The sequence below is a fragment of the Burkholderia arboris genome, from assembly GCF_038723655.1.
Taxonomy (GTDB): Bacteria; Pseudomonadota; Gammaproteobacteria; order Burkholderiales; family Burkholderiaceae; genus Burkholderia; species Burkholderia arboris.
Genome location: NZ_CP109821.1, coordinates 2,722,028 through 2,740,362 on the forward strand (window position 1 = coordinate 2,722,028; position 18,335 = coordinate 2,740,362).

The window sequence follows — 18,335 nt, forward strand, 5'->3', positions numbered from 1 at the left end:
TCGGCAGCGCCCTTTTCATTTGCGGCTTTGGCCTTTACTGCACCGGCACCAGCTTGAAGTCGACCGGCTTGCCGACCGCAACCTTCTGCGGATTCGCGCCGAGCTGCCCCGTTTCGACATCGCGGCTGAACACGTAGAACGTGTCGCTGTCCTGGTTGCCGACGATCAGCCACTTGCCGGTCGGATCGATCAGGAACTCGCGCGGCGTCTTGCCGAGGCTCGACTGGCGGCCGACCTGCTTGAGCCGGCCGTCGGCCTTGTTCACCGCGTAGATCACGAGGTCGTTCGCATCGCCGCGGTTGCTTGCGTACAGAAAGCGGCCGTCCGGCGACAGGTGGATCGCGCCGCCGCCGACCTTGCCCTTGAAGCCCGGCGCCGTCATCGATACCGTCTCGACCGGCGTCAGCTTGCCGTCGTGATAGCCGAACACCTCGACCGACGCGTTGAGCTCGCTCGTCACGTACGCGAACCGGCCGTCGGCGCTGAACACCATGTGACGCGGGCCCGAGCCGGCCTTCACCGGCGTGTAGCGCGTGTCGGTCGGGCTGATCAGCCCGCGGCTGCCGTCCACCGTGTAGCGGTAGCCGTAGATCTTGTCCGCGCCGAGATCCTGCACGAACAGGTAGCGGCCGTCCGGCGAAAACACCGTCGAATGCACGTGCGCGCCGTCCTGGCGGCCTTTCACGGGCCCCGTACCTTCGTGGTGCACGGTCAGCACGGCCTGGCCGACCGCGCCGTCGTCACGCAGCGGAAACACCGCGAAGCTGCCGCCCGGATCCTTCGCGACCGAGTAGTTGGCCGTCACGAGGTACTTGCCGTCCGGCGACAGCGCGAGATAGCAAGGATCGTTCCCTTCCGACGACACGCGGTCGATGAAGCTCAGCGCACCCGTCTTCGCGTCGAAGCGGAACGCGCTGACGCCGCCGCGCTGCGACGCCGGCCCGTCGTCGCCGGGCAGTTCGTTGACCGCGTAGACGGTGCGACCGTCGCGGCTCGGCAACAGGTACGACGGGTTGACGGTCTTCGCCGACGATACCGGCGCAACGCTGCCGTTTTTAGTATCGAAGCGGTAAACATAGATGCCGTCGCTGCCGCCGCCGGTATAGGTGCCGACCAGCAGGTTGTAGACGCCGTCGGCCGGTGCGGGCGATTGCTGCGCAAATGCGTGGGTCGCGGACAGGGAGAGCACGATCGCGAAACCTTTCATCCAGTGAGCGAGCCTAAGCGGGAACCCTCGTGTCGAAGCGCGTGCGTCACGCTCGCGTAAACGGTTGGGCATTGAATCCTCCTTGCATCGAGTCGCTTCAAGTGTTGAGATAGGACGAAACGCCGGCCGTTCATGCGCTCCGCCGCCCGGCCGAGTATACGGGGCGCGACGCCCGGGCGTGAAGCCCGGGCGCCGCCGTCCGCATTGTGAACTCGAATACCCAAGGATCGCCTGCCCATGCCCGCCCTGATCGAAGACTACGCCCTCGTCGGCGACGGCCACACGGCCGCGCTGATCTCGAAAGACGGCTCCGTCGACTGGCTGTGCTGGCCCCGCTTCGATTCGGGCGCCTGCTTCGCGGCGCTGCTCGGCACCCCCGAGCACGGCCGCTGGCTGCTCGCTCCCGCTGCCGACGCCGCGATCACGCACACCACGCGCCGCTATCGCGGCGACACGCTGATTCTCGAAACCGATTACGAAAGCGCCGACGGCGCCGTCACCGTGATCGACTTCATGCCGCCCGGCAACGGCTGGTCCGAGCTGGTACGGATCGTCGTCGGCCGCCACGGCACGATGAAGATGCGCATGGAACTCGTGTTGCGCTTCGACTACGGCTTCTCGATCCCGTGGGTCACGCAACTGGCCCGCGAGGACGGCATGAAGGCGATCGCCGGCCCCGACACCGTCGTGCTGCGCACGCCGGTGCCGCTCACCGGCAAGAACCTCCATACGCTCGCGGAATTCACGGTCAGCGCCGACGAGCGCGTGCCGTTCTCGCTCAGCTACGCGGCGTCGCACATGCGGCTGCCGCCCGCGCGCGATCCGCTGTCGATGCTCGCGCGCACCGAGAACTACTGGCTCGAATGGTCGGGCCGCTGCCAGGTGCAGGGCCGCTACGCGGCGGCCGTGCGCCGTTCGCTGATCACGCTGAAGGCGCTCGCGTACGAGCCGACCGGCGGCATCGTCGCGGCGCCGACCACGTCGCTGCCCGAGAAGATCGGCGGCAACCGCAACTGGGACTACCGCTTCTGCTGGCTGCGCGACGCGACGATCACGCTGCTCGCGCTGATGCGCGGCGGCTACTACGACGAGGCGCGCGCCTGGCGCACGTGGCTCGGCCGCGTGATGGCCGGTTCGCCCGAGCAGATCCAGATCATGTACGGGATCGCCGGCGAGCGCCGGCTGCCGGAAATGGAGCTCGACTGGCTGCCCGGCTACCAGGACTCGAAGCCGGTGCGCGTCGGCAACGGCGCCGCGAACCAGCTCCAGCTCGACGTATTCGGCGAGGTGATGGCTGCACTGCACCTTGCACGCGTGGGCGGCCTGCAGGCCGACGACACGGTCTGGTCCGTGCAGTGCGCGCTGCTCGACCATCTCGAGAAGATCTGGCAGGAACCCGACGAAGGCATCTGGGAAACGCGCGGCGGCCGCCTCCATTTCACGTTCTCGAAGGTGATGGCGTGGGTCGCGTTCGACCGCGCGATCAAGTCGGCCGAAATGTTCCGGCTGCCCGGCTCGCTCGACCGCTGGCGCGCGCTGCGCGAGCAGATCCATGCCGACGTCTGCGCCAACGCGTGGCACGAGGGCAAGCAGGCGTTCGCGCAGAGCTACGGCAGCGACGAGCTCGACGCGAGCGTGCTGCTGATGCCGCTGCTCGGCTTCCTGCCGCCGGAAGACCCGCGCATTGTCGGCACGGTCGAGGCGATCGAGCGCGAATTGCTGCATGACGGGCTCGTGATGCGCTACCGCACGACCGATTACGACGACGGCCTGCCGCCCGGCGAAGGCACGTTTCTCGCGTGCAGCTTCTGGCTGGTCGACAACTACGCGCTGCTCGGCCGGATCGACGACGCGCACCGGCTGTTCAGCCGGCTGCTCGCGCTGTCGAACGACCTCGGGCTGCTCGCGGAGGAGTACGACCCGGTCGCCGGACGGCTCGTCGGGAACTTCCCGCAGGCGTTCTCCCACGTGGCGCTCGTGCATACCGCGATGAACCTGATGCACCACGAGGAGGCGATGGCTCGGGCAGCCGGCCAGCCCGCGCCGGCCGTGGCGACGGGGCGTTGACGGGGGGCTGAACGGGGGCGCGGGCGGCTTGGTCAGAGATCGTCAAATCGCAAAATTTTGATGAAAAATCGGGGAAATGTTGCATTGCACCACCCATCGTTGTCCGATATGATCGACGCGATTGTCCGGCCGCACTGCAACATGGCCGGCCGCTGACCCATACGGCACGCCGCGACGCCCCACGCCGCCCTTGCGCACCGTCCCCCACGCGGGAGTAGCCTGCATGCTTTACCAACTGCACGAATTCCAGCGCGCCATGCTGAGCCCGCTGACGGCCTGGGCCCAGGCCGCGTCCAAATCGTTCGCCAATCCGTCCAGCCCGTTCTCGCTGATGCCCGGCGCGACCCGCATGGCCGCCGCGTACGAACTGATGTACCGGCTCGGCAAGGATTACGAGAAGCCCGAATTCAACATTCATCAGATCGTCAAGGACGGCCACAACATCCCGATCGTCGAGCAGACGATCGTCGAAAAGCCGTTCTGCCGGCTGCTGCGTTTCAAGCGCTACTCGGACGACGCCGAGGCGGTCACGCAACTGAAGGACGAGCCGGTCGTGCTGGTCTGCGCGCCGCTGTCGGGCCACCACTCGACGCTGCTGCGCGACACGGTGCGCACGCTGCTGCAGGATCACAAGGTCTACATCACCGACTGGATCGACGCACGGATGGTGCCGGTCGAGACGGGCCCGTTCCACCTGCACGACTACATCGCGTACATCCAGGAATTCATCCGCCACATCGGCGCGCGCAACCTGCACGTGATCTCGGTATGCCAGCCCACGGTGCCGGTGCTCGCGGCGATCTCGCTGATGGCGAGCCGCGGCGAGGATACGCCGCTCACGATGACGATGATGGGCGGCCCGATCGACGCGCGCCGCAGCCCGACGTCGGTGAACTCGCTCGCGACGCAGCACTCGACCGCGTGGTTCGAGAACAACGTGATCCACACGGTGCCCGCGAACTATCCGGGCGAAGGCCGCCAGGTGTATCCGGGCTTCCTGCAGCACACGGGCTTCGTCGCGATGAACCCGGAACGGCACGCGCAATCGCATTGGGATTTCTACCAGAGCCTGCTGCGCGGCGACGAGGAAGACGCCGAAGCGCACCGCCAGTTCTACGACGAGTACAACGCGGTGCTCGACATGGCCGCCGAGTATTACCTCGAGACGATCCGCGTCGTGTTCCAGGAATTCCGGCTCGCGGAGGGCACGTGGGATGTCGAAGGCGAGCGTGTGCGGCCGCAGGACATCAAGCACACCGCGCTGATGACGATCGAGGGCGAACTCGACGACATCTCGGGCAGCGGCCAGACGCACGTCGCGCACGAGCTGTGCACGGGCATCCCGCAAGACGATCGCCGCAGCCTGACCGCCGAGAAGTGCGGCCACTACGGGATCTTCTCGGGCCGCCGCTGGCGCACGATCATCTACCCGCAGCTGCGCGATTTCATCCGCGAGCATGCGCCGGAGCCGAAGCACGGCGCGACGAAGGATCACCCGGACGCGCCGGCGGCCACGACGCTCGCAGCCGTGCCGGCCGCCAACGCACCGACCGAAGCGACGCGCGCCACGGTAGCGAAGCGCACGCGCGCGAAGGCGCCGGCCAAGGCCGCCGCAGCCGTCGCCCCCGCCAAGGCCGCGCCGGCCGCGAAGCGTGCAGCCAGCACCCCGCGCGCAAAAACCGTTCGCGCGCGCAAGGCGGCCTGACGCACCGCGTTCCGACGAAAAAACGCCGCCGTTGCCTGTGCACGGCGGCGTTTCCACATCCGGCGGCCACTCGGCGGCGCGTCAGCGCCGCAGCAGATACGCGAGCAGTACCTCGGTGTTCATCCGGACCATCTCCGCGCGCTCGTCGGTGTCGGTGAAGTCGCGGCCGAGCGTCGCGGCAAGCGTGAAGCGGTTCGACACGATGTAGTAGCCGAGCCCCGACAGCGTCACGTAGAAGCGCAGCGGATCGACGTCGCTGCGGAACAGCCCGGCCTTCTGGCCGCGCGTCAGCACGTTGCCGAGCTTCGCGACGATCGGCGACATCATCTCGCGGATCCGCGTCGACTTGTGCAGGTAGCGCGCTTCGTGCAGGTTCTCGTTGTTGATGAGCCTGAGCAGCTCCGGATGGTCGCGGTAGTAGTCCCAAACGAAATGCGCGAGCCGCGTGACGGCTTCGACCGGCGCGACGCCGTCGAGCTCGAGCACGCGCTCGGCCTCGGTCAGCGCGGAAAACGCATGTTCGAGCACGGCCGTAAAGAGCTGCTCCTTGCTGCCGAAGTAGTAATAGAGCATGCGCTCGTTCGTTTCGGCCCGGCGCGCGATCTGGTCGACGCGTGCGCCGAACAGCCCTCCACTCGCGAACTCTTCGGCTGCCGCCATCAGGATGCGACGGCGCGTACCTTCAGGATCTCTTTTGATTTTTGGCTGATTCATGGTGGCGTTTTGCTATGTGAGCCGCTTGATCCGGACCGGCACCCCCACCGCCTTGGCGCCGGCCGCCCTGGAACGGGCGCGCCGCGTGCGGCCGCCCTCCTGCTGAGCCCCTGCAAAAAAGCGGTTCGATTATGCGCACAGACGGCGTCCAGCGCAATGCGGGAAATCGGTGATAATCGAGCTTTGGCAAACCTTTCCGGCTGCGCCCGACGCGGCCGAGAGCCATTCGGCGCCGCTGCGCCCGTTGTTACCGTGACCGACTCCAAAACACTCGCGGATCGCATCGAAGATCTGCTTCCCCAGACGCAATGCACGAAGTGCGGCTATAACGGCTGCCGTCCGTACGCCGAGGCGATCGCCGCCGGCGACGCGAACTACAACCAGTGCCCGCCCGGCGGCGCCGAAGGCATCGCGCGCCTCGCGGGCCTGCTCGGCAAGCCGGTGATTCCGCTGAATCCCGTCAACGGCAGCGAGCATCCGCGCGCGGTCGCCTTCATCGACGAAAGCCTGTGCATCGGCTGCACGCTGTGCCTGCAGGCATGCCCGGTCGACGCGATCGTCGGCGCGCCGAAGCAGATGCACACGATCATCGAAGCGCAGTGCACGGGCTGCGACCTGTGCGTGCCACCCTGCCCGGTCGACTGTATCGCGATGCTGCCGGTGACCGGCGATCGCACGGGCTGGGATGCGTGGTCGCAGGAACAGGCCGATGCCGCGCGCGAGCACCATGACCTGCGGCTCGCCCGCCAGCGCCGCGAACGCGATGCCGCCGAAGCGCGCGCCGCCGCACGACGCGCGGCCAGCGCCGCAAAGCCGGCCGCGGAACAACCTGCGGCGCAGCCTGACGCCCCCTCCGCCGCACCCGCCGCTGACGACGCCGACGCGAAGAAACGCGCGATCATCGCCGCCGCGCTCGAGCGCGCGCGCAAGAAGAAGGAAGAGTTGTCCGGACAAGGCGCCGGGCCGAAGAACACCGAAGGCGTGAGCGCGGCCGTCCAGGCACAGATCGACGCGGCGGAGGGCCGCCGCAAGCGGCTCGCCGAACAGCAGGCGCAGCGCGACGCCGAAGCCGCCGATGCAGGCGGCAGCGATCAAGCGAACGACGCAGGCAACGACGACCCCGGCGGCCCGTCCGCGCCGCCCGACCAGAACGCTCCATGAACGCCAGCAAACGACGCGCGATCTACGAAACGCTGCAGAGCCTCAATCCGCATCCGACCACCGAGCTCGAGTACTCGACGCCGTTCGAGTTGCTGATCGCCGTGATGCTGTCCGCGCAGGCGACCGACGTGTCGGTCAACAAGGCGATGCGGAAGATGTTCCCGGTCGCGAACACCCCGCGGCAAATCGTCGCGCTTGGCGAGGAAGGCGTCACCGAGTACATCAAGACGATCGGCCTCTACCGCACCAAGGCGAAGAACGTGGTCGCCACCTGCGGGATCCTGCTCGACCGTTACAACGGCGAGGTGCCGGCCGATCGCGAAGCGCTCGAAGGCTTGCCGGGCGTCGGCCGCAAAACCGCGAACGTCGTGCTGAACACCGCGTTCGGCCAGCCGACGATCGCGGTCGACACGCATATCTTCCGCGTCGCGAACCGCACGGGGCTCGCACCGGGCAAGGACGTGCGGGCCGTCGAGGCCGCGCTCGAGAAGTTCACGCCGAAGGAATTCCTGCAGGACGCGCATCACTGGCTGATCCTGCACGGGCGCTACGTGTGCAAGGCCCGCAAGCCCGAATGCTGGCATTGCGCGATCGAGCCGCTGTGCGAATTCCGGCCGAAGACGCCGCCGCCCAACGAGTAAGCGTCAGGCGCGAGCACACGCGCCGTGCCGGCCGATCGAACCGCGTCCGCACGGCCGGATCCGTAGGCGCGGTCGCGGCGCGTGCGGCTTGCCCCTCTCCGACTACGCGTTGGACGTCGCCGTCGCATCGTCGGCCGCCGCGCCACCCGCCCGCACGAGCGCCAGCACGGCCGCCAGAATCGCAACACCGCCCGCCCACTGCAGCGGCGACAGCGCCTCCCCGAACAGCAGCGCCGCGAGCGCAACCGTCACGACCGGTTCGAGTGTCGACAGCATCGACGTGCGCGCGGCCCCGAGCCGCTCTAGCCCTGCGAAGAACGCAAGCATCGCCGCGACCGTCGACACCAGCGCGATCGCGAGCATCGACGCCCAGCCGCCGCCGGTCGCCGGCCAGCGCGGCGGCGCGCCGAACGCCGCGGTCCGCACGACGGCGATCGCCACGAGCGTCGCGGTGGCCGACAGGCAGATGATCGCGGTCGTCGCGAGCGGATCGACGCCGCGCGTCGCCTTCGTGCCGCCGACGATGTACAGCGAGTAGATCACCGCGGCCGCCAGCGCCAGCGCGATCCCGAGCGGTTCGCCGTGGCCGCCGCCGACCATCAGCGCCGACCCCGCGACGCACAGCACCAGCGCGACGGCCTTCGCGTGCGTCAGGCGCTCCCCGAGCCACCACGCGGCCAGCAGCGTGACGAACGCCGGATACAGGTACAGCAGCAACGCGACAAGGCTCGCCTGCGCGTGCTGCAGCGCGCTGAAATAGCAGAACGACTGTCCGACGTAGCCGACCGCGCCCATCGCGACGAGCGGCACCAGCGCGCGGCCGCGCGGCCACGCGACGCGGCGGTGCCGCGCGATCGCCGCGAGCACCGCGCCGCCGATCGCGAAGCGCACGATCAGCAGCCCGAGCACGTCGACGCCGGCCGCATACGCGTAGCGGCCGAAGATCGCCATCGCGCCGAACGCGGCGGCGGACAACGCGACGTAGAGCGTGCCCTGCAGGGCGGCGGACGATGGGCGAACGGTGGCGGTCATGATGAAGCGGGCGGGCAAGGCGCCGTGACGGGAATCGTCGGAGTGTAGCGGCGCGGCGGCGCCGAGCCTAGCCCGCGCTTACCCGTTGCGCCGCCCTGCCCGGGGCAGTCGCGACCGGCCTGCGCGGCGCGCCTGCCCCGCCGCCAGCGGCGTCCGCCGACCCGGCGTACAATGCCCGACGCGGCATGAGGCCGCCCGAATCACGACGTTTCCCCACCATGTTCAATCCAAGCCGCGACGAAGTGCGTCGCTTTTTCACCGAGACCTGGCGCAAGCAGCGCGCGGGCGAGATCCTGACGCCGCTGGAAGCAATGGCCGCCGACTGGATCATCGAGCACCCCGAATACCACGACGAACTCGCCGATGCCGACGGCGCGGCCGCGCGCAGCTACACGCCCGAGGAAGGCCGGACGAATCCGTTCCTGCACCTGTCGATGCATCTCGCGATCAGCGAGCAGCTGTCGATCGACCAGCCGCCCGGCATCCGTGCCGCGCACGACAAGCTGGCCGCGAAGCTCGACTCGACCCACGATGCACAGCACGCGATCATGGAATGCCTCGGCGAGACGATCTGGGAGGCGCAGCGCACGAACACGCCGCCCGATACCGACGCGTACCTGCAGCGCATCCTGCGCCGCGCGTCGCGCGACTGAGCGCACGGCGCCGGCACGTCCGCCCCGGGTTCCGCCCTGGCGCGGGCAAAAAAATACCCCGCCGTGGCGGGGTATTTTTGTTGCGAGCGCCCGTGAGGCCCGTCGCGCTTACTTCTTGAACACGAGGTCGGTTTCCTTCAGCGACTCGATGTAGGACGCGATGTCCTTCATGTCGCTGACCGACAGGTTCTGCACCTGCGCCTGCATGATCGCGTTGTTGCGACCGAGCAGCGGGTTCGTCAGCCCCATCTGGTACTGGCGCATCGCCCACACGAGATAGTCGGCGTGCTGGCCGGCAAGGCGCGGGTATTCGGCGTTGATCGGCTTGTTCAGCTGCGCGCCGTGGCAGGCCGCGCAGTTGTGCGACTCGACCAGTTCCTTGCCCTTCGTGGTGTCCGCTGCGTGCGCGGTACCGATCGCGAGGCCGGCCGCCAGTGCCACCGCCGCCGTCTTGAATGCGTTGTTCATGAATGCTCCTGTCCCGCCGGAGAGATCGGCGGCGCGCGCTTTACTTGTAGGGATTGTCCTTCGAGTCGGCCTTCTGGGCGGCGTAGTAGGCCGCCAGATCCGCGATGTCCTGGTCCGTCAGCGAACCGGCGATCGCATTCATCGACGGGAAGTGACGATCCTTCTTGCGGTAGGCCTTCAGCGCGTTCTCGAGGTATTGCTGGTTCTGGCCGCCAATGACAGGCACCCGGTAGACCTCCGGGTACGCCGCGCGGTAGTCCTGGATGCCGTGGCAACCGATGCACATGGCGGCCTTGCTCGCCCCGTCCTTCGGGTTGCCGACCACACCGGCCGCCTGCGCGCTGCCCGCGAGCGCCACGAGCGCTGCGACAACGACGTGTTTGCCGACGAATTTGTTCATAGCTCTTGTAACCTAGCTTGAGGGGAAACTGGCGCCAAAGCGGCAACGGCCCGCGCCGTTGTGCTTATCGGATCGCCACGCAGGCCAAAAAAAACGGCCAGATTGTACCGCGTCGGCGGGGAACGCGTCCATACGGCGCCCCCGTTCGCCCCGCCACAGCCCCGCAACGATACGCGGGCGCAGCCCAACCGGACAGCCCTTCTGACTTATACTGGGTTTTTTTCCCGATGAAGAAGAGCGCCGCCATGCGTTTCGAAGGGTCCTCGCAGTACGTCGCCACCGACGATCTGAAGCTCGCGGTCAACGCCGCACTGACGCTGCAACGCCCGCTGCTGATCAAGGGCGAGCCCGGCACCGGCAAGACCATGCTCGCCGAGGAAGTGGCCGCCGCGCTCGACATGCCGCTGCTGCAGTGGCACATCAAGTCGACCACCAAGGCGCAGCAGGGCCTGTACGAATACGACGCGGTATCGCGGCTGCGCGACTCGCAGCTCGGCGACGAGCGCGTGAAGGACATCTCGAACTACATCGTCAAGGGCGTGCTGTGGCAGGCGTTCGACGCCGAGCAGCCGAGCGTGCTGCTGATCGACGAGATCGACAAGGCCGACATCGAATTCCCGAACGACCTGCTGCGCGAGCTCGACCGGATGGAATTCCACGTGTACGAGACGCGCGAGACGGTCCGCGCGAAGCACCGCCCGCTCGTGATCATCACGTCGAACAACGAGAAGGAGCTGCCCGACGCGTTCCTGCGCCGCTGCTTCTTCCACTACATCCAGTTTCCCGACCCGTCGACGATGCAGAAGATCGTCGCCGTGCACTTCCCCGACATCCGCGAGGAGCTGCTGCGCGCGGCGCTCGAGAGTTTCTTCGAATTGCGCGGCGTGTCGGGCCTGAAGAAGAAACCGTCGACGTCCGAGCTGCTCGACTGGCTGAAGCTGCTGCTCGCCGAAAACATCCCGGCCGACGCGCTGCGCGGCGCGGACGCGAAGCAGATCGTGCCGCCGCTCGCGGGCGCACTGCTGAAGAACGAGCAGGACCTGAGCCTGCTCGAACGGCTCGTCTACATGAACCGGCACAACCGGTAATCCTCCCTCACCCGCGAAGGCCCGGCCATGCTGCTCAATTTCTTCTACGCGCTGCGCGCAGCCAAGCTGCCCGTCTCGGTGAAGGAATACCTGACGCTGCTCGAATCGCTGAAGGCCGGGCTGATCTCGCCGTCGATCGACGCGTTCTACTTCCTCGCGCGGATGACGCTCGTCAAGGACGAGCAGTACTTCGACAAGTTCGACCAGGCGTTCGGCGCGTATTTCCATGGCGTCTCCACGCTGCCGTCCGAAGCGTTCGACATTCCGCTCGACTGGCTCGAGAAGCGTCTCGAGCGCGAGCTGTCGCCGGAGGAAAAGGCGCAGATCGAGGCGATGGGCGGGCTCGACAAGCTGATGGAGCGCCTGAAGGCGCTGCTCGACGAGCAGAAGGAACGCCACGAAGGCGGCAACAAGTGGATCGGCACGGGCGGCACGTCGCCGTTCGGGCACGGCGGCTACAACCCGGAAGGCGTGCGCATCGGCGGCCCGTCGAACGGCAACCGCACCGCGGTGAAGGTGTGGGAGGCGCGCGCGTACCGCGACTACGACGATTCGGTCGAGATCGGCACGCGCAACATCAAGGTCGCGCTGCGGCGGCTGCGCCGCTTCGCGCGCGAAGGCGCGGCGGAAGAGCTCGACCTGCCCGGCACGATCCGCAGCACGGCCGCGAACGCGGGCTGGCTCGACCTGCGGATGGTGCCCGAGCGCCACAACAACGTGAAAGTGCTGATGCTGCTCGACGTCGGCGGCTCGATGGACGACCACATCAAGCGCACCGAAGAGCTGTTCTCGGCCGCGAAGGCCGAATTCAAGCACCTCGAATTCTTCTACTTCCACAACTGCGTGTACGACCACCTGTGGAAAAACAACCGGCGCCGCCACTCGGAACGCACCGCGACGTGGGACGTGCTGCACAAGTTCACGCCCGACTACAAGCTGATCTTCGTCGGCGACGCGACGATGAGCCCGTACGAAGTGCTGCAGCCCGGCGGCTCGGTCGAATACAACAACCCTGAAGCCGGCGCCGTGTGGCTGCGCCGCCTCGCCGACCAGTTCCCCCATCATGCGTGGCTGAACCCCGAGCCCGAGCGGCTATGGGAATACCGGCAGTCGGTCGCGGTGATCCGCGACCTGCTCGGCCATCGCATGTATCCGCTCACGCTCGCCGGCCTCGAAACCGCGATGCGCGCGCTCAGCAAATAACACCCCCCTCGCAGATACAAAGGCCGCGTCCGAGCGGCCTCCCCCGGAGATAGCATGAACCCCTCGCCCACCGCGAGCGCCAGCCGCGCCGGCGGCCGCCGCTTTTTCGCCGATACGTCCGTGTCGGCGCTCGTCGCCGGCTTCGTCGCGATGATGACCGGCTACACCAGCTCGCTCGTGCTGATGTTCCAGGCCGGCCGCGCCGCCCACCTCACCGATGCGCAGATCTCGTCGTGGATCTGGGCGCTGTCGATCGGCATGGCATTGACGACGATCGGCCTGTCGCTGCGGTTTCGCGCGCCCGTCGTCGTCGCGTGGTCGACGCCCGGCGCCGCGCTGCTGATCGCGTCGCTGCCCGGCGTGCCCTATGCCGAGGCGATCGGCGCGTTCGTCGTGTGCGCGCTGCTGCTGACGGCCGTCGGCGTGAGCGGCCTGTTCGACACGCTGATGCGCCGGATTCCGGCCGGTATCGCCGCCGCCTTGCTCGCGGGCATCCTGTTCGAGATCGGCATCGAGATCTTCCGCGCCGCGCAGTTCCAGACCGCGCTCGTGCTCGCGATGTTCTTCACCTACCTGATCGTCAAGCGGCTCGCGCCGCGCTATGCGATCGTGACGACGCTGATCGTCGGCACGGCGGTGGCCGGCGGCCTCGGCCTGCTCGATTTCAGCCACTTCCACATCGCGCTCGCGCACCCCGTGTTCACGATGCCCGCGTTCTCGATCGCGTCGATCGTCAGCATCGGCATTCCGCTGTTCGTCGTCGCGATGGCATCGCAGAACGTGCCGGGCATCGCGGTACTGCGCGCGGACGGCTATCGGACGCCATCGTCGCCGCTGATCGCGACGACCGGCCTCGCCTCGCTGCTGCTCGCGCCGTTCGGCTCGCACGGCGTGAACCTCGCGGCGATCACGGCCGCGATCTGCACCGGACCCGAAGCGCACGAGGATCACGCGAAGCGCTACACGGCCGCCGTGTGGTGCGGCACGTTCTACCTGGTCGCCGGCATCTTCGGCGCGACGATCGCCGCGCTGTTCGGGGCGCTGCCGAAGGCGCTCGTGGTATCGGTCGCCGCGCTCGCGCTGTTCGGCTCGATCATGAGCGGGCTCGCGAACGCCATGCAGGACGTGAAGCAGCGCGAAGCGGCACTCGTCACGTTCATGGTCACCGCGTCGGGCCTCACGCTGCTGTCGATCGGCTCGGCGTTCTGGGGGCTCGTCGCGGGGATCGTCACGCAGGTGATCCTGAACGCGCGACGCCCCGCGTGACGCGGCTCGCCGCGCGTTGCAGCACGCCTCGGACACGCCAAAACGTGCTCGACACGAATCGGGCCTAGAATGATGGATTGGAAGCGGCGCCCGGCGCCGCTTCGCTTCGCCGCCGCGCTCGCGCGGCCCGTGAGAACCCGGCGCTCCGCGCCCTTCTTCCGAATCGCCATGACTACCGCACTCGACCAGCTGAAGCAGTACACGACCGTCGTCGCCGACACGGGCGACTTCCAGCAGCTTGCGCAATACAAGCCGCAGGACGCGACCACGAACCCGTCGCTGATCCTGAAGGCCGTCCAGAAGGATGCGTACAAGCCGATCCTCGAGAAGACCGTCCGCGATCATCGCAACGAAAGCACCGATTTCATCATCGACCGCCTGCTGATTGCGTTCGGCACCGAGATCCTGAAGCTGATCCCGGGCCGCGTGTCGACCGAAGTCGACGCACGCCTGTCGTTCGACACGCAACGCTCGATCGACAAGGGCCGTGAGCTCATCAAGCTGTACGACGCCGCCGGCATCGGCCGCGACCGCATCCTGATCAAGCTCGCGTCGACGTGGGAAGGCATCCGCGCGGCCGAGGTGCTGCAGAAGGAAGGGATCAAGTGCAACATGACCCTGCTTTTCTCGCTCGTGCAGGCCGCCGCGTGCGCGGAAGCCGGCGCGCAACTGATCTCGCCGTTCGTCGGCCGCATCTACGACTGGTACAAGAAGCAGGCCGGCGCGGAATGGAGCGAAGAGAAGGACGGCGGCGCGAACGATCCGGGCGTCCAGTCGGTGCGCCGCATCTACACGTACTACAAGACGTTCGGCTACAACACGGAAGTGATGGGCGCCAGCTTCCGCACGACCAGCCAGATCACCGAGCTGGCCGGCTGCGACCTGCTGACGATCAGTCCCGACTTGCTGCAAAAGCTGCAGGACAGCAATGAGACGGTCGCGCGCAAGCTGTCGCCGGAAGCGCTGCAGGACAAGCCGTCCGAGCGCGTCGCAATCGACGAGGCCGCGTTCCGCTTCCAGCTGAACGACGACGCGATGGCCACCGAAAAGCTCGCCGAAGGCATTCGCGTATTTGCCGCCGATGCGGTGAAGCTCGAGAAGCTGATCGACGGGCTGCGCTGAAGCGTGCCGCGCGTCAGCGGCTGTCAGCAGCACTGACAACAGCCGTCAGCACGGACGCCGCACACGGCCGCGAACCTCATGTTCGCGGCCGTTTTTATTTTTCACTCCATCGTCAATCTCGCGCACTACAATCCACGTCACGGGTGCGCCGGCCGCCTCTCGACGTGCCCTTTCCCAGTCAATCTTGCACGACCCCGAACCCGCGCCGACGCGTGGGTCCGGCCCATCACAGGAGACAACGATGCAAGTCCAACCGTACCTGACGTTCTACGGTCGCGCCGACGAAGCCCTTCAGTTCTACGAAAAGGCACTCGGTGCGAAGACGATGTTCAAGATGCACTTCAAGGATGCGCCGCCGAACCCCGATTACCCGATGACGCCGGAGATGGCCGAGAAGGTGATGCACGCGAGCTTCACGATCGGCGACTCGATGATCATGTGCTCGGACGGCGACTGCAGCCAGCCCGGCGGCGGCATGCATGCCGGCTATTCGCTGTCGCTGAACCCGGCGACGGTCGAGGAAGGCCAGAAGCTGTTCAATGCGCTCGCCGATGGCGGCGAAGTGACGATGCCGTTCGGCAAGACGTTCTGGGCGCTCGGCTTCGGAATGGCGAAGGATCGTTTCGGCGTGCACTGGATGGTCAACGTCGAAGACCTGTCGCAACGCGAGGATCTCGCGAAGCGCGCAGGGCAGTAACGTACGCGCTCGCCGCCCGGACGCCGCGCTGCTGCGGCGATCCGGGCGGGCCCGCTACTTGCGCAGCACCTCCGTCAGCGTCTGTTCCAGCGTACCGTTCGAGCGGCACGCGACGCGCGCCCCCTTCTGCTTGCCTGCCGCGACCACGCCGGCCATGCCCGCGACGTCGATCGACACGCTCACACCTTGCGTCGCCTCGTCGATGCGCGTGACGACTTTCAGCGTGTGCGTCACGTTCGACGTCTGCTTCAGTTCGGAACAGTCCAGAAAGTTGCCCGCGTTCGGATAATCGGCATACGCGGCGGCAACGACGCCCGCGTCGCGATCGCTGATGCGCACCGCGAGCTTGTGGTCCGCGTAGAACTGCGCGACCGCCGCCCATACTTCGTCATACTTGCGATTACCGATCACGATGCGCGACGCTGCTTCGGTACCGGGCGCATCGGACGCACCGTCGGCCGTATCGTGTTTGTCCGGCGGCGCATCGCGCGCCGCGTATCGCTGCCCGGGGCCATACACCGAAATGCAGCCGGTGAGCGCCACGCACAGCGCGGCGACCGACAAGATCGTTTTCATCGCGGCCCGCCGTCAGCGATAGTACATGTTCGCGCAGCCGGCGAGCAGGACCGGCGCGACCAGCGCCCACATCAACAGGATTCTCATGCTGCGCCTCACCGGTAGTACGCGTTCACGCAACCGGCCAGCGCCATGCAGCACAAACCGAATACCATCAACCCAATCTTTGTCATTGCATCCCTCATATCATCGGATCGTGTGGAGATCGAAACACCCGGTACAGCCGGGCGGGACGCATTATTGACAAGCGGTTCGCGCGTGATCCAATCGGTCTTGCACCGATTTTCGCCACGGCGTAGCGGATTTAGAATCGCTTGGAGATCGGCGCACACGCATGCACCGCCGCACGGGGCGTTCGCGGCGCACCATGCAAAACGCCCGCGACTTGCGTCGCGGGCGTCGTGTCGAAACTGCAACAGAAGGCAGGGGAATCAGCCCTCGACGACGTCGAGATAATCCTCCGGCCGCGTGCGATCTTCCGCATGCGCCATGCCCATCACGCGCACCAGCACGCTCACCACCACCGACACCACCAGGTTCACGATCAGCGACCACACGGCGGCGTAGCCAGGAATCGCGAGGCCGAACAGGTGGATCGTGAAGATCGACCCGGCCAGCTTCAGCGAGATCGCCATCCACGTACCGCACACGATGCCGGCCGCCCAGCCGGCCAGCAAGCCGCGATGGTCGAGCACGCGCGTGTACAGGCCGAGCACGATCGCGGGCAGCGTCTGGATGATCCAGATCCCGCCGAGCAACTGCAGCTGGATCGCGTAGGTCAGCGGCAGCCCGAGGATGAACGCGACCGCGCCGACCTTCACGATCAGCGATACGAGCTTCGCGACGTGCGTCTCCTGCTCGTGCGACATGTTGCGGTTCACGAACTCGCGGTGGATGTTGCGCGTGTACAGGTTTGCGGCCGCGATCGACATGATGGCCGCGGGCACCAGCGCGCCGATGCCGATCGCTGCGAACGCCACGCCGACGAACCACGACGGGAAGTACTCGAGGAACAGCGCGGGCACCGCGAAGTTCGGGCCGAACGCCTTGAAGTACGGCGCGTACTGCGGCATGTCCTTCACGCCCGACGCGAGCGCCATGTAGCCGAGCAGCGCGAGCAGGCCGAGCACGAACGAGTACGCGGGCAGCATCGCCATGTTGCGGCGGATCGAGTTGCCCGACGACGACGACAGGATCGCCGTGACCGAGTGCGGATACAGGAACAGCGCGAGCGCCGAGCCGATCGCAAGCGTCGCGTAGGCGCTGTAGCCGTTCAGGCTCATCGCATCGGGCGCCTTCAGCAACAGCTTCGCGGGCGGCACGCTCGCGAAGATATGCCCGAAGCCGCCGAGCTTCGCGGGGATCACGATGACGGCCGCGGCGATCGTGATGTAGATCAGGATGTCCTTCACGATCGCGATCATGGCCGGTGCGCGCAGCCCCGACGTGTATGTGTACGCGGCGAGGATCGCGAATGCGATGATCAGCGGCAGGTCGCCGACGAAGCCGGTCGTGTCGAAGCCGAGCGCGCCGATCACCACTTCGATGCCGACGAGCTGCAGTGCGATGTACGGCATCGTCGCGACAATGCCCGTCACCGCGACCGCGAGCGCCAGCATCCGGCTGCCGTAGCGTGCGTTGACGAAGTCGGCGGCCGTCACATAGCCATGCCGCTTGGCGATGCTCCACAACTTCGGGAACACGACGAACGCGAACGGATAGATCAGGATCGTATAAGGCAGCGCGAAGAAGCCCATCGCACCGGCGCCGAACACGAGCGCGGGCACCGCGACGAACGTGTAGGCGGTGTAAAGGTCGCCGCCGAGCAGGAACCACGTAACGATCGTGCCGAAGCGGCGTCCGCCGAGGCCCCATTCGTCGAGATGGGCGAGATCGCCGCGCCGCCAGTTCGCGGCCAGGAAACCGATGATCGTGACGCCGATGAACAGCAGGACGAAGACGAAGGTTGCGCCGAGATTCATTGCCCACCTCCCTGCGGGCCGCTCGCCTTCCACGCGTTCTTGGTCTTGAAGTACACGAACGCGGTGATCACAGCGCTGATGAAGACCCACAGCAGCTGGTACCAGTAGAAAAACGGAAAATCGAACAACTGCGGTTCGATCTTGCTGTACGACGGTACCCAGACCATCGCGATCAGCGGCAGTACCAGCAGCCAGAGCCAGCGCTTGGCGGCTCGGTTGGCGTCGGCATCGTGAGCCATGACGTCTCCTCTTCTTTCCCGGTTATCGATCTTGTTGAGCGGGTACGGCGCCGAGAGGAGCGGCGAAACGGGTAGGCTGCGGCTCCCCTGGCTTCGCGCCAGTATAGGAGCCGC

18 protein-coding genes are annotated in these 18,335 nt (G+C 67.0%); 10 read left to right on the forward strand and 8 right to left on the reverse strand.

Annotation, left to right across the window (positions count from 1 at the left end; translation table 11 throughout):
* Positions 1-34: 34 nt before the first annotated feature.
* Positions 35-1,279: a lactonase family protein gene (locus OHZ10_RS12760; protein ID WP_155627119.1), complete on the reverse strand. Its 1,245-nt coding sequence runs from the start codon at positions 1,277-1,279 to the stop codon at positions 35-37.
* 165 nt (positions 1,280-1,444) lie between these two features.
* On the opposite strand from OHZ10_RS12760, the gene OHZ10_RS12765 reads away from it, so the two are divergent.
* Together OHZ10_RS12765 and OHZ10_RS12770 are read left to right on the forward strand one after the other, a co-directional pair.
* Positions 1,445-3,274, forward strand: coding sequence for a glycoside hydrolase family 15 protein (locus tag OHZ10_RS12765; protein ID WP_174992917.1), 1,830 nt, complete (start codon positions 1,445-1,447; stop codon positions 3,272-3,274).
* 223 nt (positions 3,275-3,497) lie between these two features.
* Positions 3,498-4,979, forward strand: coding sequence for a polyhydroxyalkanoate depolymerase (locus tag OHZ10_RS12770; protein WP_256085114.1), 1,482 nt, complete (start codon positions 3,498-3,500; stop codon positions 4,977-4,979).
* Positions 4,980-5,060: 81 nt separating this feature from the next.
* Here OHZ10_RS12770 and OHZ10_RS12775 read toward each other — a convergent pair whose 3' ends face one another.
* On the reverse strand, positions 5,061-5,693 hold the full coding sequence (locus tag OHZ10_RS12775; protein ID WP_059233539.1) for a TetR family transcriptional regulator: 633 nt from the start codon (positions 5,691-5,693) through the stop codon (positions 5,061-5,063).
* A 156-nt stretch (positions 5,694-5,849) separates the two neighbouring features.
* On the opposite strand from OHZ10_RS12775, the gene rsxB reads away from it, so the two are divergent.
* Entirely contained in the window at positions 5,850-6,854 is a 1,005-nt protein-coding gene (gene rsxB, locus OHZ10_RS12780; RefSeq protein WP_342704408.1) for an electron transport complex subunit RsxB, read from the forward strand.
* Positions 6,851-7,495 (forward strand): endonuclease III, encoded by a 645-nt coding sequence (gene nth, locus OHZ10_RS12785; protein WP_342702668.1) that lies wholly within the window; start codon positions 6,851-6,853, stop codon positions 7,493-7,495. Before rsxB ends, nth begins: the two co-directional genes overlap by 4 nt.
* A 102-nt stretch (positions 7,496-7,597) precedes the next feature.
* Here nth and OHZ10_RS12790 read toward each other — a convergent pair whose 3' ends face one another.
* Entirely contained in the window at positions 7,598-8,527 is a 930-nt protein-coding gene (locus OHZ10_RS12790) for a DMT family transporter (protein ID WP_059233537.1), read from the reverse strand.
* A gap of 185 nt (positions 8,528-8,712) precedes the next feature.
* Between OHZ10_RS12790 and OHZ10_RS12795 the strand changes: the two genes are divergently transcribed.
* Positions 8,713-9,180: a DUF1841 family protein gene (locus tag OHZ10_RS12795; protein WP_404823584.1), complete on the forward strand. Its 468-nt coding sequence runs from the start codon at positions 8,713-8,715 to the stop codon at positions 9,178-9,180.
* Between the two features lie 108 nt (positions 9,181-9,288).
* On the opposite strand, the gene OHZ10_RS12800 is transcribed toward OHZ10_RS12795, so the two are convergent.
* Both OHZ10_RS12800 and OHZ10_RS12805 read right to left on the reverse strand, forming a co-directional pair.
* Complete coding sequence (locus tag OHZ10_RS12800; RefSeq protein WP_059233535.1) at positions 9,289-9,648, reverse strand: c-type cytochrome; 360 nt, start codon at positions 9,646-9,648, stop codon at positions 9,289-9,291.
* A gap of 40 nt (positions 9,649-9,688) precedes the next feature.
* The gene (locus tag OHZ10_RS12805) at positions 9,689-10,048 is read right to left on the reverse strand and encodes a c-type cytochrome (RefSeq protein WP_059233534.1); all 360 of its coding nucleotides are present in this window, start codon (positions 10,046-10,048) and stop codon (positions 9,689-9,691) included.
* 245 nt (positions 10,049-10,293) lie between these two features.
* Between OHZ10_RS12805 and OHZ10_RS12810 the strand changes: the two genes are divergently transcribed.
* The 5 genes from OHZ10_RS12810 (at position 10,294) to OHZ10_RS12830 (ending at position 15,424) form a co-directional block, all read left to right on the forward strand.
* Positions 10,294-11,136, forward strand: a complete 843-nt coding sequence (locus OHZ10_RS12810; RefSeq protein ID WP_059236665.1) for an AAA family ATPase — start codon at positions 10,294-10,296, stop codon at positions 11,134-11,136.
* A 27-nt stretch (positions 11,137-11,163) separates the two neighbouring features.
* On the forward strand, positions 11,164-12,339 hold the full coding sequence (locus tag OHZ10_RS12815; RefSeq protein WP_059233533.1) for a vWA domain-containing protein: 1,176 nt from the start codon (positions 11,164-11,166) through the stop codon (positions 12,337-12,339).
* Between the two features lie 54 nt (positions 12,340-12,393).
* Positions 12,394-13,605 carry a benzoate/H(+) symporter BenE family transporter gene (locus tag OHZ10_RS12820; RefSeq protein WP_059233532.1) on the forward strand — a complete coding sequence of 404 codons (1,212 nt, stop codon included), beginning with the start codon at positions 12,394-12,396 and terminating at the stop codon, positions 13,603-13,605.
* Positions 13,606-13,773: 168 nt separating this feature from the next.
* Positions 13,774-14,727, forward strand: a complete 954-nt coding sequence (tal, locus tag OHZ10_RS12825) for a transaldolase (protein ID WP_342702672.1) — start codon at positions 13,774-13,776, stop codon at positions 14,725-14,727.
* A gap of 241 nt (positions 14,728-14,968) precedes the next feature.
* Entirely contained in the window at positions 14,969-15,424 is a 456-nt protein-coding gene (locus OHZ10_RS12830; protein WP_059233531.1) for a VOC family protein, read from the forward strand.
* A 54-nt stretch (positions 15,425-15,478) separates the two neighbouring features.
* On the opposite strand, the gene OHZ10_RS12835 is transcribed toward OHZ10_RS12830, so the two are convergent.
* The 3 genes from OHZ10_RS12835 to OHZ10_RS12845 all read right to left on the reverse strand — a co-directional run bounded on the left by OHZ10_RS12835 (position 15,479) and on the right by OHZ10_RS12845 (position 18,221).
* A complete protein-coding gene (locus OHZ10_RS12835; RefSeq protein WP_342702674.1) occupies positions 15,479-16,000 on the reverse strand; it encodes a hypothetical protein in 522 nt (173 codons plus the stop codon).
* A gap of 431 nt (positions 16,001-16,431) precedes the next feature.
* A complete protein-coding gene (gene mctP / locus OHZ10_RS12840) occupies positions 16,432-17,982 on the reverse strand; it encodes a monocarboxylate uptake permease MctP (protein ID WP_256085118.1) in 1,551 nt (516 codons plus the stop codon).
* Positions 17,979-18,221, reverse strand: a complete 243-nt coding sequence (locus OHZ10_RS12845; RefSeq protein ID WP_059233528.1) for a DUF3311 domain-containing protein — start codon at positions 18,219-18,221, stop codon at positions 17,979-17,981. The genes mctP and OHZ10_RS12845 overlap by 4 nt, the downstream gene beginning before the upstream one ends.
* Positions 18,222-18,335: the final 114 nt, after the last annotated feature.

Bases quoted from the DNA above. Each gene is read 5' to 3' on its own strand.
- OHZ10_RS12775 (WP_059233539.1), bottom strand. From the start codon at position 5,693: ATGAATCAGCCAAAAATCAAAAGAGATCCTGAAGGTACGCGCCGTCGC.
- OHZ10_RS12820 (WP_059233532.1), top strand. From the start codon at position 12,394: ATGAACCCCTCGCCCACCGCGAGCGCCAGCCGCGCCGGCGGCCGCCGC.
- OHZ10_RS12760 (WP_155627119.1), bottom strand. From the start codon at position 1,279: ATGCCCAACCGTTTACGCGAGCGTGACGCACGCGCTTCGACACGAGGG.
- mctP (WP_256085118.1), bottom strand. From the start codon at position 17,982: ATGAATCTCGGCGCAACCTTCGTCTTCGTCCTGCTGTTCATCGGCGTC.
- OHZ10_RS12810 (WP_059236665.1), top strand. From the start codon at position 10,294: ATGCGTTTCGAAGGGTCCTCGCAGTACGTCGCCACCGACGATCTGAAG.
- OHZ10_RS12795 (WP_404823584.1), top strand. From the start codon at position 8,713: ATGAGGCCGCCCGAATCACGACGTTTCCCCACCATGTTCAATCCAAGC.
- tal (WP_342702672.1), top strand. From the start codon at position 13,774: ATGACTACCGCACTCGACCAGCTGAAGCAGTACACGACCGTCGTCGCC.
- OHZ10_RS12835 (WP_342702674.1), bottom strand. From the start codon at position 16,000: ATGAAAACGATCTTGTCGGTCGCCGCGCTGTGCGTGGCGCTCACCGGC.
- OHZ10_RS12765 (WP_174992917.1), top strand. From the start codon at position 1,445: ATGCCCGCCCTGATCGAAGACTACGCCCTCGTCGGCGACGGCCACACG.
- OHZ10_RS12800 (WP_059233535.1), bottom strand. From the start codon at position 9,648: ATGAACAACGCATTCAAGACGGCGGCGGTGGCACTGGCGGCCGGCCTC.
- OHZ10_RS12845 (WP_059233528.1), bottom strand. From the start codon at position 18,221: ATGGCTCACGATGCCGACGCCAACCGAGCCGCCAAGCGCTGGCTCTGG.
- OHZ10_RS12770 (WP_256085114.1), top strand. From the start codon at position 3,498: ATGCTTTACCAACTGCACGAATTCCAGCGCGCCATGCTGAGCCCGCTG.
- OHZ10_RS12790 (WP_059233537.1), bottom strand. From the start codon at position 8,527: ATGACCGCCACCGTTCGCCCATCGTCCGCCGCCCTGCAGGGCACGCTC.
- OHZ10_RS12815 (WP_059233533.1), top strand. From the start codon at position 11,164: ATGCTGCTCAATTTCTTCTACGCGCTGCGCGCAGCCAAGCTGCCCGTC.
- nth (WP_342702668.1), top strand. From the start codon at position 6,851: ATGAACGCCAGCAAACGACGCGCGATCTACGAAACGCTGCAGAGCCTC.
- rsxB (WP_342704408.1), top strand. From the start codon at position 5,850: ATGCGGGAAATCGGTGATAATCGAGCTTTGGCAAACCTTTCCGGCTGC.
- OHZ10_RS12805 (WP_059233534.1), bottom strand. From the start codon at position 10,048: ATGAACAAATTCGTCGGCAAACACGTCGTTGTCGCAGCGCTCGTGGCG.
- OHZ10_RS12830 (WP_059233531.1), top strand. From the start codon at position 14,969: ATGCAAGTCCAACCGTACCTGACGTTCTACGGTCGCGCCGACGAAGCC.